This window comes from Bacillus sp. z60-11 (assembly GCF_046464135.1).
Taxonomy (GTDB): Bacteria; Bacillota; Bacilli; order Bacillales; family Bacillaceae; genus Bacillus; species Bacillus sonorensis_A.
Genome location: NZ_JBIYSN010000003.1, coordinates 119,059 through 132,516 on the forward strand (window position 1 = coordinate 119,059; position 13,458 = coordinate 132,516).

12 protein-coding genes are annotated in these 13,458 nt (G+C 45.2%); 5 read left to right on the forward strand and 7 right to left on the reverse strand.

Translation table 11 applies throughout. The features are described 5' to 3' along the window. Positions 1-231 precede the first annotated feature (231 nt). Positions 232-1,164, reverse strand: coding sequence for an iron-hydroxamate ABC transporter substrate-binding protein (locus ACINLD_RS10535; RefSeq protein WP_372708924.1), 933 nt, complete (start codon positions 1,162-1,164; stop codon positions 232-234). A 194-nt stretch (positions 1,165-1,358) separates the two neighbouring features. Here ACINLD_RS10535 and ACINLD_RS10540 point away from each other — a divergent pair, with 194 nt between their 5' ends. From ACINLD_RS10540 to yidA, 4 genes are all read left to right on the forward strand, one after another. After that, positions 1,359-1,820, forward strand: coding sequence for a DUF3052 family protein (locus ACINLD_RS10540; protein WP_077735920.1), 462 nt, complete (start codon positions 1,359-1,361; stop codon positions 1,818-1,820). 128 nt (positions 1,821-1,948) lie between these two features. Next, positions 1,949-2,599, forward strand: a complete 651-nt coding sequence (locus tag ACINLD_RS10545) for an MtnX-like HAD-IB family phosphatase (RefSeq protein ID WP_077735921.1) — start codon at positions 1,949-1,951, stop codon at positions 2,597-2,599. Continuing rightward, positions 2,599-3,648, forward strand: a complete 1,050-nt coding sequence (locus tag ACINLD_RS10550) for an iron-containing alcohol dehydrogenase family protein (protein WP_026589386.1) — start codon at positions 2,599-2,601, stop codon at positions 3,646-3,648. Before ACINLD_RS10545 ends, ACINLD_RS10550 begins: the two co-directional genes overlap by 1 nt. A gap of 140 nt (positions 3,649-3,788) precedes the next feature. After that, complete coding sequence (gene yidA, locus ACINLD_RS10555) at positions 3,789-4,601, forward strand: sugar-phosphatase (RefSeq protein WP_077735922.1); 813 nt, start codon at positions 3,789-3,791, stop codon at positions 4,599-4,601. Positions 4,602-4,633: 32 nt separating this feature from the next. Here yidA and ACINLD_RS10560 read toward each other — a convergent pair whose 3' ends face one another. Continuing rightward, positions 4,634-6,172 (reverse strand): ABC-F family ATP-binding cassette domain-containing protein, encoded by a 1,539-nt coding sequence (locus ACINLD_RS10560; protein ID WP_410206986.1) that lies wholly within the window; start codon positions 6,170-6,172, stop codon positions 4,634-4,636. 415 nt (positions 6,173-6,587) lie between these two features. Between ACINLD_RS10560 and htpG the strand changes: the two genes are divergently transcribed. Next, positions 6,588-8,468: a molecular chaperone HtpG gene (gene htpG, locus ACINLD_RS10565; RefSeq protein ID WP_409444416.1), complete on the forward strand. Its 1,881-nt coding sequence runs from the start codon at positions 6,588-6,590 to the stop codon at positions 8,466-8,468. A 97-nt stretch (positions 8,469-8,565) separates the two neighbouring features. Here the strand turns inward: htpG and ACINLD_RS10570 are convergent, their stop codons facing one another. The 5 genes from ACINLD_RS10570 to ACINLD_RS10590 all read right to left on the reverse strand — a co-directional run bounded on the left by ACINLD_RS10570 (position 8,566) and on the right by ACINLD_RS10590 (position 13,375). Continuing rightward, entirely contained in the window at positions 8,566-8,736 is a 171-nt protein-coding gene (locus ACINLD_RS10570) for a putative holin-like toxin (RefSeq protein WP_163170541.1), read from the reverse strand. A gap of 340 nt (positions 8,737-9,076) precedes the next feature. Then, the gene (gene glpT / locus ACINLD_RS10575) at positions 9,077-10,438 is read right to left on the reverse strand and encodes a glycerol-3-phosphate transporter (protein ID WP_409444415.1); all 1,362 of its coding nucleotides are present in this window, start codon (positions 10,436-10,438) and stop codon (positions 9,077-9,079) included. A gap of 21 nt (positions 10,439-10,459) precedes the next feature. Then, positions 10,460-11,350: a glycerophosphodiester phosphodiesterase gene (locus tag ACINLD_RS10580; protein WP_409444414.1), complete on the reverse strand. Its 891-nt coding sequence runs from the start codon at positions 11,348-11,350 to the stop codon at positions 10,460-10,462. 253 nt (positions 11,351-11,603) lie between these two features. Next, positions 11,604-12,539 (reverse strand): aldo/keto reductase, encoded by a 936-nt coding sequence (locus ACINLD_RS10585; RefSeq protein WP_077736137.1) that lies wholly within the window; start codon positions 12,537-12,539, stop codon positions 11,604-11,606. A gap of 80 nt (positions 12,540-12,619) precedes the next feature. Then, on the reverse strand, positions 12,620-13,375 hold the full coding sequence (locus tag ACINLD_RS10590) for a DeoR/GlpR family DNA-binding transcription regulator (protein WP_026589379.1): 756 nt from the start codon (positions 13,373-13,375) through the stop codon (positions 12,620-12,622). Positions 13,376-13,458 lie beyond the last annotated feature (83 nt).

Consider the following 13,458-nt stretch of genomic DNA (forward strand, 5'->3'; position numbering starts at 1 on the left):
AGAAGAGGGGGCTTGGCTTAAAAGCGGTGTTTCCTATCTTTATCGTGTGGATGATGTTATCTTTTCTCCTTGGTGACATGTCATATCCATTTACTTTGAAAGGATTATTAAATCAAATATTGATGTTTATTCTATTCTTCGTTCCTTTCTGTTTCATCTTTAATTTTGCTTTTAAGTTGTCGAACATCCAGGACAGAAAACAATAAAAAAAGCTGGGATTCCCAGCTTTTTTTACTTATTCTCCTCTGCGCGCTTCACCAGCATCTCCGTGATCAAATCAACTTGCTTGCTGACAGAGATCGGATCGTATGGATAGTAGGTGTCGAAATCATTGATGAAGACGCGGTTGTTTTTGACGGCGTCTAAGTTTTTCCAGATGGAAGATTCCTTCAGTTTGTCGAGTGTTTTGCTGTCGCCGTTCGGGTTATAATCTGTGACGAACATGTAGTCGGCGGCATACTCAGGCAGGACTTCCATGGAGATTTCTTTCATTTCTCCTGTTTGAATAATGTCTTTTTCGATTTTTTCCGGCGCTTTTAAGCCGAGTGCGTTATAAATGGCTTGACCGCCGCGGCCGCCGTTGTCGTTGAATACCCACAGCTTGCCTTTGTCCGTGTTTTCATAAATGCCGAATGTGGCGTCTTTGTCGATCACCTTGGCGATTTTTTCCCTTGCGGCTTTTGCTTGCTCTTCAAAGTCGGCGAGGAATTGGTCGGCTTCTTTTTTGGCGCCTGCCACATCGCCGAACATCTTCACCGTTTCCTGCACATTTTTCCCCGTGTTATAAGGAATCACAACGGTTGGCGCAATTTTCGAGAGCTTATCGTAATTGTCATCTTTCATAACGACGATTAAATCAGGCTTGAGCTTCATGACTTTTTCCACATTGATCGGATCGCCCAGATCGGTGACATCTTTCAGCTTATCCTGCAAAAACGGATTGGTGAAACTCCATGAACCTGAACCGACCACATTTGCTCCGACAGTTAACAATTCACCGGCGTAATGGTCTGTCACGATGCGTTTTGGATGTGTCGGGATCTTCACGTCTCCGCGCGTCGACTTGTACGTTCTTGTCGTTTCTTCGGACGCTTTTTCATTGCCGCTGTTTCCGCTTGATTGCGATGCACTGCTGCATGCGCTGACCAATAAACATAACATCATAACAAAACCTATAATAAATGATCGTTTTTTCACTTGACCCTCCTGTGTATGTAAAGCATCTAGTTGATAATGATTCGCATTATCAAAGCAAATATAGCAAAAAAGCCCTCATTCGTCTATCACTTTTTTGCTTTGTATGATTACGGCTGCTTTGGATAATTTGTTACTATAAACATAAAAAGGACTGATAAGAGATGGCAGAAACACATCCGGTGATCAAAAAATTGCAGTTTAAGGACTTCGGGCAGCCCGTGCTCATTTTAAATGCGCCCGACTCTTACGGTGACATCACGGCAGCATTTCAAGGCGAAGTCCATCTGCAGGCTGAAGACGGAAAATATGACTTTGTTCAAGTTTTTGGCGTGACAAATGAAAAGCTCCAGGACTCCGCTATAAAAGCAGAGCAGCATCTGGCGGAGGATGGCTTGTTTTGGCTTTGCTATCCGAAAAAATCGTCCAAGGCTTACCATTCAGACTGCAGCCGTGATACGGTAGCCGGTCTGCTTGCCGATCAAGGCTATGAGCCCGTCCGTCAAATCGCCATTGATGAAGATTGGTCAGCGCTCAGGTTTCGGAAAGCGGAAAACATCAAGACAATGAAACGAACTTTTGCAGTAACGAAAAAAGGTAAACAGCGCACAGAGAAAGAATCATAACAAGGAAAAGGCATTTTTAAAATAATGTTCATCTTGTGTACACAAAAAAGAAATATTATTATGTTCAACACTTCACAAACTTTCTGTATAATGAATCTAATCTTTTAAATAGAAAAGAGGTATGCAGCATGAAGAAATGGGCATTTGTATCAGACTTTGATGGGACGATTTCCAAACAGGATTTTTACTGGATGGTGATTGATAAATATTTTCCTGAAGGCCGTGAATTGTATAAGAAGTGGAAATCCGGCGAATTGAAAGATATTGAATTTCTCAGCACCGTTTTTGCTTCAATCAATCAAAACGAACAAACCATCATTCATGACATCCACTCCATTCCGATTGACGAGTATGTGCCAGACTTCATTCAGCATGTCCAGGAAAACGGGGGCGACTTTTTCATCCTGAGCGCCGGCACCGATTATTATATTCATTATATTTTACAGAAATACGGCATTAAAGATGTCGAGGTGTATTCAAACAAAGGCTTTTTCCAAGAAGACAATGTTCATATGACCATTGATGAAAACCATTGGCACTACTCTGAACGCTACGGCATTGATAAATCAAAGGTGATCCGGAAGCTGAAAGAAGAGTATGAGACGATTTATTTTGCGGGTGACAGTGAACCGGACTCCCATCCGGCGAAGTTTGCGAATGTGACGTTTGCAAAAGATGCGCTTCAAGATCTTTTGGGGGATCAGGGTGTGCCGTTTGTAGCAGTTGATACATTTGCAGATATCGAGCAATATTTGAAAGAAAAGGGGCGCATCGTCTGATGCCGCGCCAAGTTACCAGTATAGCCATTCCCGCTGTATTGGACATTAGCGAAGGTGTGCTCGGCCGTTTGGATGAGATTCTGGAAAAGCAGCAATTTCAAAAGGCGATCATGTTTTTTGACGATTTTTCCTATCAGCAGTATAAGCATTCATTAAAAGCGACTTTTCAAAAGGTCGAAATCGAAGCCGTTCTGCTGGCTCCAAACCTGGACATCAAGGAGCTCTTAGAGCAGGCATTTTCCATTGGGAATGATGATGTCATCATTGCCATGGGCGGGGGATATGTCGTCGATTGCGGAAAATACATCGCGTTTTCCAAGCGTATCCCGTTTATCAGCATTCCGACGTCGGCATCCAATGACGGTTTTGCGAGCAGCAATTGTTCGCTTCAGGTTGAAGGGAAAAAAACGACGGTTCCGGCGCGGGTTCCATATGGAATTATTGCCGATTTAAAAATCATTCAACAGGCGCCGGAATGCTTTATTTTAGCAGGCATCGGCGACTTGATGTCCAATATTACTGCCCTTTATGACTGGGAGTTTGAAGAACGGCACGGTGTCGGCGATGTCAATGCTTTTGCGTCCATGCTCAGCAAGAAGGCGGTGAACAGCTTTGTCAGAACGCCGATGCAGGATATTAAACAGCCGATCTTTTTAAAAGAATTGGTCAGTTCATTGACGATGGGCGGCATCGCGACGGAAATCAGCGGAAACAGCGCGCCTATCAGCGGTTCTGAGCATCTCATCTCCCATGCGCTCGACAAAATTTCCAAAAAACCGCAGATGCACGGCATTCAAGTGGGAGTCGCCACCTACATCATGGCCCATGTCCAGAATCACCGCGCTGAGAGGATGGAAAAGGTGTTTACAAGGACAGGCTTTTTCCATTATGTGAAGTCACTTCAGCTTGATAAACAAGAGTTTCGCGAAGCGATCCGTCTTTCCCACACGATCAAGCCAAACCGGTTCACTTACCTGCATGAAGAGGCATATCGCGAAAAAGCGCTCCGCCTGCTTGATGAAGATCCGATTCTCCAGGACATATTTTAAGTGAAAACAGTCTCAAAAGAGACTGTTTTTTTAATGGGCAAGCCTTGAAGAAAAATGAAAGTGTCCAGCTGTGGTAAAATAGGGGTGAAATGGCCCAGATACATGAACGAAGTCACGAATTTAACCAGGGAGAGTGGAACATGTACAAACTAATCGCGATCGATATGGATGGAACATTATTGAATGACGTTCATGAAGTAACAGATGAAGTACGGAATGCGCTTCAAGAGGCGAAAGCGGAAGGCGTGAAGATCGTCCTTTGCACAGGGCGTCCTCTCGGCGGAGTGAGCCGCTACCTGGAAGAACTGAATTTAAATGAAGACGGCGATTATGTCATTGCCTATAACGGTGCATTTGTTCAAAATACGCATACACAGGAGGTTGTCTCAGAGCTGACGCTTGGCTATGAAGATCTCACATCTCTATATGAGCTCAGCGAAAAGCTGGATACGCCGATGCACTTTTTCGATTCGGCTTATCTCTATACGCCGAATCGGGATATCAGTCCGTATACCGTATATGAATCATATGTCACCCAAGTCCCGCTCCGTTTCCGGACGATGGAGGAGATACCGGAAGACATCATGGCGCCAAAAGCGATGTACATTGATGTGCCGGAAAAGCTGGACAGAACGATCGCCGCTATTCCGGCTGATGTCAAGGAGCGCTACACGATGGTCAAAAGCTCCCCGTTTTTTTATGAAATCCTTCATCCTGCCGCAAGTAAAGGAAACGCCGTTCAGCAGCTTGCCAACATATTAGGCATTGCGCAAGAAGAAGTGATTTGTATTGGAGACAACGGAAATGACATGTCCATGATCGAATGGGCGGGATGCGGAGTTGCTATGGGGAATGCGATCCCTGAGGTAAAAGCTTCGGCCGATTATGAAACGCTTACGAATAATGAAAACGGCGTTGCCCACGCCATTCATGAGCTTGTATTGTCCAAATAAAAAAGCCGGCCCTTCGAAAGGCCGGCTTTTACCTATTTGCGACACCATGCTTCAATCTGCCAGATATGAGTCACCCAGTCTTCATAAAAAGACGGTTCATGGGAAACGAGCAAAATCGTTCCCTTATAGTCGCAGAGCGCTTGCTTTAACGCATGCTTTGCCAATGCGTCAAGGTGATTTGTCGGTTCATCAAGAACGAGCAGATTGCTTTTGGTCAGCATCAGCTCCGCAAGGCGAACTTTTGCCTGTTCGCCTCCGCTCAGAGTGGAGAGCGGCTGTGCGATATATTCTCTTGTCAAGCCGGCTGCCGCAAGCTTGTGGCGAATGTCTTTTTCCGACGCATCGGGAAAGCGCGTCCGCATTTCTGTAAGCGGTGTGTTGGACGAACCGCTGCTTTCCTGTCTGAAATATGCGGCTCTTATATGCTGTCCGGCTGATACAGTGCCGCTTAAAGGCTTGAGGCCGCCGAGCAGCGTGTTGATCAATGTCGACTTTCCGCCGCCGTTTTCACCGATGACGGCGATTTTATCGCCCCGCTTCACGGTGAGGGAAAGCGGCATAAGCAACGGCTCAGCGTAGCCAATCTCCAGCTGTTTTGTCTCAAGAACGGTCATAGAAGGGTTGTTTTCCGTCCGGAATTCAAAGCGGGGGGCCGGACGGTCCTCCGGTTTTTCGATGCGTTGGATTTTGCTTAACGCTTTTTCGCGGCTTTTGGCCTGTTTTGCTTTCCGCACCCGGTTGCGATCAATGAAGGCCTCCAACTTCTCGATTTCTCTGCTCTGTTTGTCATAAGCCGCTTTGATCTGCGCTGTGTTTTGTTCATATTCCTTCAGGAAAAAACGATAGCCGCCGGAATACCGCTTAATGGTCTGATGTTCCAAGTGAAACGTAACATCTGTAATCTCGTATAAAAAGCGTTCGTCATGGGAGACGACGACAAAGGCATGCTCGTAATTTTTCAAATAGCCGGTCAGCCAGTCGATATGTCCGCGATCCAAGTAATTCGTCGGTTCATCCAATAAAAGAACTTCTGGTTCTTCCAGCAGCAGTTTGGCCAGAAGGAGCTTTGTTTTCTGGCCGCCGCTTAAATGTGAGACATCCCGGTCAAGTCCAATCTCAGTCAAGCCGAGGCCTTGTGCGGTGTCCTCAATTTTTGCGCCGATTTGGTAAAATCCCGACTTCTCCAATTCAGCCTGGAGATCACCGTACCTTTTCAGCAGGCCATCCAGGTTGCAAGCGGCATCTGCCATTTGTTCTGCTAGCAGATTCATTTCTATTTCCATGGCAAATAGGTGATGAAACGCCTTTTCCAAGTATTGAAGAACGGTCATGCCCTTCGTCAGTCCGGCATGTTGTTCAAGATAGCCGGGCCGTACGCTTGGCAGCCATTCAATGTTTCCCTTGTCGGGCAAAAGGCTTCCTGTCAAGAGGCGGAGAAAGGTCGACTTGCCGGCTCCGTTTCGACCGACGAGTCCGGCGTGTTCACCCCTCAGCAGGCGAAATCTGACGTTTTGAAGAATGATGCGATCCCCGTGCATATAAGTGAGATTCGCAGCTTGAACAATACTCATGATGATTCTCTCCTTTTGGCTTTTATAAGCCATCTAAAGAGAACAGCGTGAACCATCAATATCCTGTTGTATAAAAAAGCGGGTAAGGCGAATACACCTTACCCACTACATATCAAATATAGCAAGAAAGGATTTGAAACCGTATCAAACTGTTCACGAGATGGCTTTCTAAAAAAGGGCAGACTTCTCCCGTCTTAAGCCAAATCTCTAATAAGAACAGTTGATAAGATTTCCATTCCTTTCCACCTCATTTTAGTTAACATTTCCTTCACATCAAATTATATGAAGAAGGAGGCGGGATGTCAATCCGGCATACCTATATATTGACAACCGCTATGCGGTGTGATATTTAAGATGTGAACAAAAGAGCAACCATTGATCTACATATTCTTCAATTAAAAAGGAGAGAGAACAGGTGGCTAAAAAAGAATTTAAAGCAGAGTCTAAAAGATTGCTGGACATCATGATCAACTCGATTTATTCCCAAAGGGAGGTCTTCTTAAGAGAGCTTGTTTCAAATGGGAGCGATGCCATCGACAAAATTTACTATAAAGCGCTCACAGACGACGCTTTGACGTTTAACAAAGATGATTATTACATTAAAATCTCGGCCGACAAACAAAACAGAACACTGACCGTATCGGACACCGGGATCGGCATGACAAAGGAAGAGCTCGAGGAGCACCTTGGAACGATCGCCAAAAGCGGCTCCCTTGCGTTTAAACATGAAAATGAACCGAAAGACGGGCACGATATCATCGGCCAGTTCGGCGTCGGCTTTTACGCCGCTTTTATGGTGGCTGATGTTGTCACTGTCATCACAAAGGCGCTCGGCAGTGATGAGGCGTATAAATGGGAGTCCGCCGGGGCGGACGGCTACACGATTGAGCCGTGCACAAAGGAATCGGTCGGAACAGATGTCATTTTGAAGCTGAAAGAGAACACTGAGGATGAACAATATGATGAATACTTGGAAGTCCATCGGCTGAAAAACATCATCAAAACATACTCTGATTTCATCCGCTATCCGATCAAGATGGATGTCACCGTCAACAAGCCGAAAGAGGACGCCGAAAATGAATTTGAAGAAGTTCAGGAAGAACAGACGGTCAACAGCATGGTGCCGATTTGGCGAAAGAATAAAACCGAGCTGACAGATGAGGATTATGAAGCGTTTTATGCGGAAAAGCACTACGGATTTGACAAGCCTCTCGCCCATATCCATACGAGCGTCGACGGTGCGGTGAGATACCAGGCGATCCTGTTTATTCCGGAAAACATTCCGTTTAACTACTATTCAAAAGAATTCGAGAAGGGCTTGGAGCTGTACTCAAACGGCGTGTTGATCATGAACAAATGCCCGGAACTGCTTCCGGATCATTTCAGCTTTGTCAAGGGTATGGTCGATTCAGAGGATTTATCCCTCAACATCTCAAGAGAGATGCTCCAGCATGACAGGCAGCTGAAGCTGATCGCCAAAAACATCAGCAAGAAAATCAAAAACGAGCTGAAAAGCCTGCTGAAAAACAACCGCGACAAGTATGAGGCTTTTTACCAATCATTCGGCAGACAGCTTAAGTTCGGCATCTACAATGATTTCGGCGCCAACAAAGACGTGCTGAAGGACCTCTTAATGTTCTACTCGTCCAAAGAGAAAAAGCTTGTGACGCTTGATGAGTATGTGTCAAGAATGCCTGAGGATCAGAAATATATTTATTATGCGTCAGGCGAATCGTATGAGCGGATTGAAAAGCTTCCACAGACAGAGCTTGTGTCTGAGAAAGGCTATGAAATTTTATATTTCACGGAAGATATCGATGAATTTGCCATCAAAATGCTGGCGAATTACGAAGAAAAAGAATTTAAATCCGTATCAAGCGGAGACCTTGGTATTGAATCAGAAGATGATCAAAACCAATCAGATGCAGATGAGAACCAATATAAAGAGCTGTTTGAGGAAATGAAAAACATTTTATCAGGCAAGGTGAAAAACGTCAGGCCGTCAAAACGATTAAAAACCCATTCCGTATGTCTCGCGGCTGACGGCGAAGTCACCATTGAGATGGAAAAAATTCTAAATGCGATGCCTGATAATCAGCATGTCAAAGCGGATAAAGTGCTTGAGATCAATACAAATCACGAGGTATTTGACACATTGCAGGCCGCGTTTGAAAACGATAAAGAAAAGTTCAGCTTATACACCGGTCTTCTCTACAACCAAGCGCTGCTGATCGAAGGCCTGCCGATCGACGACCCTGTCGAGTTTACGAATGATATATGCAAAGTGATGGCCTAAAACGGCTGACCGGTTTTCTAAAATTCACGACAGCCTAATTTTGTTTTTGAACCTTATATATTGAATATGCTCCTGAGCATTATAGTAGCGGGAACATCTAACCGATCGACAATAGAATAGCTCCTGTAAAGGAGTCAGCTTCAGCCTGAAAGTAAGATCGTCTTCGTTTAGCGGCCAGGACGGTCTTACTTTTTTTGTCTGATGACATGATCGCCGCAATCAAAATGCCGAAAATAAGCATGAGTTGGATTGCGCTTTCAACTGCCATACTCTCACCCCCGCCCTTACGAAGCTGAATCTATTGTTCGTTTTACTTTGCTCGTATTCAGCAGAACATCCCAGAAGGAAACAATGAGCAGTCATTGCTTTCGTTTTTTATCGGCTGGGTGTACCGGGGCTGCTGCTGTCACCGGTGACTGATCCTTACGACAAAATGACTGTTCCAAGAAAAAGATATGGTCCAAGGGGAGAACGGCAAGTCCACAAGGAACAAAACAAGAACTGACTTAAATTGGTTGTCTTAAATAGCATGAATAAACCATAGAAACCATGGAAAGCACAAAAAAGATCCGTCTCAGGAGTTCAGAGACGGATCTTTTTTTGTGAAATTAATGTTTGACGACTTCTTGACCCCTTACATTCCAAGTCATGGCGAAGATGATGGCCGCGATGGCGCATGAAGCTGTGAGCAGAGTGAATCCCGCATCCCAGCCGGATGCATCAACGATAACCCCCATTAAGGCGTTTGCTGTCAGGGTTCCGCCCAAGTAGCCGAACAGGCCGGTTAATCCTGCCGCAGTCCCGGCGGCTTTTTTCGGAACAAAGTCAAGCGCCTGCAGACCGATCAGCATGACCGGGCCGTAGATGAGGAAGCCGATGGCAATTAATGAAGCCATGTCGATCATCGGATTGCCCGCCGGATTGAACCAGTAGACAAGCACGGCGATCAATACCCCGAGCATAAAGACAAAGCCAGCAGGCCCCCGGCGCCCCTTAAACCATTTATCCGAAATCCAGCCGCAAAGCAGGGTGCCCGGAATGCCTGCCCACTCATACAGAAAATAGGCGACACTGGATTTGCTCATATCAAATCCTTTTTCTTCGCTTAAATAGGTCGGCGCCCAGTCTAAGACGCCGTAGCGGACGAAGTAGACAAAAATGTTTGCGAGCGCGATCGCCCATACCCATTTGTTATTGAGCACATATTTGAAAAGGATGTCTTTTGTCGATAATTCCGTTTCAAACGTTTTTTTCTCTTTGCTTGAATAATCATTGCGATATTCTTCGATCGGCGGCAACCCGGCCGATTGCGGAGTGTCGCGAATCAGCAGGTAACTAATCAAGGCAACGACAATGGCGACGAGTGCCGGCAGAATAAAGACCCCTTCATAGCCTGTCACAGAGTTCCCCGCGATTCCGGAGAAGGCAGCCACGCCTGCGACGGCGATTGGCGCCATCAGCCCTCCGCCGACATTGTGGGCGACATTCCAGATCGCCGTTTTATTTCCCCTTTCACTGACACTAAACCAGTGAACAAGGACGCGTCCTGATGGCGGCCATCCCATTCCCTGAAACCAGCCATTTAAAAACAGCATGATAAACATAATGGCGATGGATGAGGTAAAGAACGGAACAAACCCCATCAGCAGGCTGATAACGGCGGAAAGAATCAGTCCCGCCGGCAGAAACATTCTCGGATTGCTTCTGTCCGATATGGTGGCCATCACAAATTTGCTGAGCCCGTAGGAAATCGAAAGTGCGGATAAAGCAAAACCGAGCGCCGATTTTGAAAATCCTTCTTCAATCAAATAAGGCATGGCAAGCGAGAAGTTTTTGCGAATCAAATAGTACGCCGCATAGCCAATGAAAATACCGAGAAACACTTGCAGTCTGAGTTTCTTGTATTCAGGATCAATTCTTTCTTCCGGCAATCTTTCAATCGGCGGAGCAGGTTTAAACAGTTTAAGCATGGTCTTTCTCCTTCTTATCGATTACTGGTTGTCATTTAAAACCTCTTGAAGACGGTCGGGGAAATTGGTGAACATTCCCGTCACGCCCCAATCGAGCAGTCTCTTCATGTCCTCTTTTTCATTCACGGTATACGGATGGATCAACAACCCGTGGCTCCGTACTTTTTGAACATACGCTTGATCGATGCGGTCATAGTTCATGCCGAGGCCGACGCTGTATGATTGATATGCCTCCAGTTCAGCATCCGTGATGGAAGCGGGTTTGTCATACCACAACAATTGCACAAGCGGAATGTTGGGGTTTGCTTGATGAATGATTTTTAAGCTTTCCGGACTAAAGGATTGTATGATGACTTTGCTTGAACGAAGATTAGGTCCTGTTAATTTGTACTGATCAAGGATATCCAGCAATTTTTCTTCCATGTGGTCGTAGACTTCGGGCGATTTCGTTTCAATATAATAACGCGCGCTTTTGCCGAACCTTTGGATCACTTCCTCGAGAGTAGGAACTTTGAGCCCGGCATATTCCGGCTTGGCCAGTTCAGGATACTTTTCATTAAACCAGGAGCCGGCATCAAGCTTTTTGATTTCCTCCAGCGTATAGTCTTTGACATACCCGGTTCCATTGGTGGTACGGTCCAATGTTTCATCATGCATCGCAACCAGTTCGCCGTCTTTTGTCATTTGCAGATCGATTTCTATGTAATCGCCTTTCATTTTTTGCCCAAGCTCATAAGCCAAGAGGGTATGTTCAGGCGCGTGCCCGGATGCACCGCGGTGGGCGACATTTAAAATGTGATTCGGGTTAAGCTGCTTGTGGGCCGGTGCGGCTGCTTCAGCATGAATCCCGGCGCCGAAACCCGCTCCAATCAGCGCGGCCGTCATGACAGCATTTCGGAAAAATCGTTTCATGATATCATCTCTCCTTTCAGATTGTTTTGCTGTTTGCACGTGAATTTGCTTTTTTACATGGCCGACTTCCCTCCTCTTCGGACAAAGAAAAAAGATCCACAAAAAAACCTCTCAATCTAAGGTTCTTGTAGTGGATCTCCTGTTTTCTCCGTCACTCTTATTAACTTCTTTCCTATCATATCAGAAATGGAAGCGCTGTCAATTGTTTTCGTGAAAAAAACCTATCTTAGCAGATAGGTTTTTTAACAGTGGTTTAGCGCGCAAACAATTGATCGATAAAGGCAAAATCATCTTCGGAAAGGTTGATTTTCGCCGTTTTTAAGTTGTTGATCAACTGATCGGCCCGTTTCGCACCAGGAATTAAAATATCGATTTCCGGTCTTGCCAAGTACCAAGCCAGCACGACATGAGCGATGCCGACATTGTGTTTTTCAGCAATTGGAGCGAGCTGATTCACTTTTTTGATGTTTTCTTTAAAACGGTCACCTTGGAAATTTTCCATTTCTCTTCGAAGGTCGCCTTCAGGGAATGTTGTATTTTCGGTGTATTTTCCAGCCAATAAACCGGATACGAGCGGGAAGAACGGAACGAACGAAATGTTGTGCTCCTGTGTATACGGGAAGAATGTCGTTTCAGCTTCCCTGTTTAGCAGGTTGTATTCACCCTGCAGAACATCGACCAGTCCGTCCTTGTTCGCTTCTTTCAGCTGTTCGAGTGAGAAATTGGAGACGCCGATCGATCTGATTTTTCCTTCCTGCTTCAGCTCGTGAAGGGCTCCGACGGCTTCGTCTTTCGGTGTTTTTTCATCAGGGAAATGGATATAGAAAAGGTCAATGTAGTCTGTTTGCAGACGTTTTAGGCTTTCGTCCACGGATTTCTTCAAAAATGCCGGAGAGTTGTCAAAGACAAAGTCGTCCCCTTCTTTTCTATGAGCGGCCTTTGTGGCGATGACCACATCTTCGCGGTTAAATTCGCGCAGGACTTCACCGATGAGCTCTTCAGAGCGGCCGATTCCATATATGTAGGCGGTGTCCAGGAAATTCACGCCATTCTTGATCGCTTCCCGCACCAGCTCTTTGCCCGTTTCTTCATTGAGATTCGGGTAAAGGTTGTGGCCTCCTACTGCATTCGTGCCTAAACCAATCGGAAATACTTGAAGATCTGACTTGCCAATTCTTACTTTTTGCACTTTTTTCCCCTCCTGAAAGATAAATGATTGGCCGGCCGTTTTCATCATGCCGGCCAAGCAGCTCACTTTTACTATAAATGCTACGCCAGATGAATTTCAATTTTATGCTCTTTGCAAAATTTGTTATATTCTTCATCGAGCGGTTTTGATGTTACAATGCAATGCAGCCTTTCGAAATGCGCATATGTCAGCAAAGTGGATTTGCCGAATTTGGTGTGATCGGCCAATAAATACACTTCTTTTGCTTTTTCGGAAATCTTTTTTTTGATTTCATATTCAAGCAGGTCGGAATTTGTCAGACCGTGGGTAAGTGTTGCTCCGGTGGCTGACATAAAAGCTTTGTTAATATTGTATTTATCCAAAGTGCTGGGGTCATCCATTCCCACAAACGACTGCGTTTTCCGTTTATAGTTGTTTCCGATGATGATCAAGTTGATGTTTTTCATGGCAGCGGCGGCATTGATGATATCCAGACTGTTCGTTAAAACGGTTACATTTTTATTTGGGTCAAGAGTTTCCAAAATAGATTGTGTCGTTGTTCCGGAATCGATGAAAATCAGGTCATGGTCCTCGATAAAACGGGAAGCATAGTGCGCTATTTTTGTTTTCGCATCTTTGTTTTGGATCGTCCGGTTTTCAAAAGGGACCAACGCCGTTTTTTCAATAGCTGTTACGCCGCCGTATACTTTTTTAATGACTCCTTTTTCGGTCAATTTGTTGATATCGCGTCTGACCGTGTTTTTAGAGACATTGAAGACCTGGCACAGTTCATCTAATGAAACGGTGCCATTAGTCAAAATGTATTCTTCCATCTCCTTTATCCGCATTAATTTCATATCAAAAATCTCCTTCTAGAAACTTTAATTTAGGTATGAAAAAACCAAAAGTTGACCAATAATTGCTTAAGAAATGATAACAT

What these genes read in the sequence shown, in the direction of transcription:
- ACINLD_RS10535 (WP_372708924.1), bottom strand. Translation starts at nt 1,164, where the DNA reads ATGATGTTATGTTTATTGGTCAGCGCATGCAGCAGTGCATCGCAATCA.
- ACINLD_RS10540 (WP_077735920.1), top strand. Translation starts at nt 1,359, where the DNA reads ATGGCAGAAACACATCCGGTGATCAAAAAATTGCAGTTTAAGGACTTC.
- ACINLD_RS10545 (WP_077735921.1), top strand. Translation starts at nt 1,949, where the DNA reads ATGAAGAAATGGGCATTTGTATCAGACTTTGATGGGACGATTTCCAAA.
- ACINLD_RS10550 (WP_026589386.1), top strand. Translation starts at nt 2,599, where the DNA reads ATGCCGCGCCAAGTTACCAGTATAGCCATTCCCGCTGTATTGGACATT.
- yidA (WP_077735922.1), top strand. Translation starts at nt 3,789, where the DNA reads ATGTACAAACTAATCGCGATCGATATGGATGGAACATTATTGAATGAC.
- ACINLD_RS10560 (WP_410206986.1), bottom strand. Translation starts at nt 6,172, where the DNA reads ATGAGTATTGTTCAAGCTGCGAATCTCACTTATATGCACGGGGATCGC.
- ACINLD_RS10570 (WP_163170541.1), bottom strand. Translation starts at nt 8,736, where the DNA reads ATGGCAGTTGAAAGCGCAATCCAACTCATGCTTATTTTCGGCATTTTG.
- glpT (WP_409444415.1), bottom strand. Translation starts at nt 10,438, where the DNA reads ATGCTTAAACTGTTTAAACCTGCTCCGCCGATTGAAAGATTGCCGGAA.
- ACINLD_RS10580 (WP_409444414.1), bottom strand. Translation starts at nt 11,350, where the DNA reads ATGAAACGATTTTTCCGAAATGCTGTCATGACGGCCGCGCTGATTGGA.
- ACINLD_RS10590 (WP_026589379.1), bottom strand. Translation starts at nt 13,375, where the DNA reads ATGAAATTAATGCGGATAAAGGAGATGGAAGAATACATTTTGACTAAT.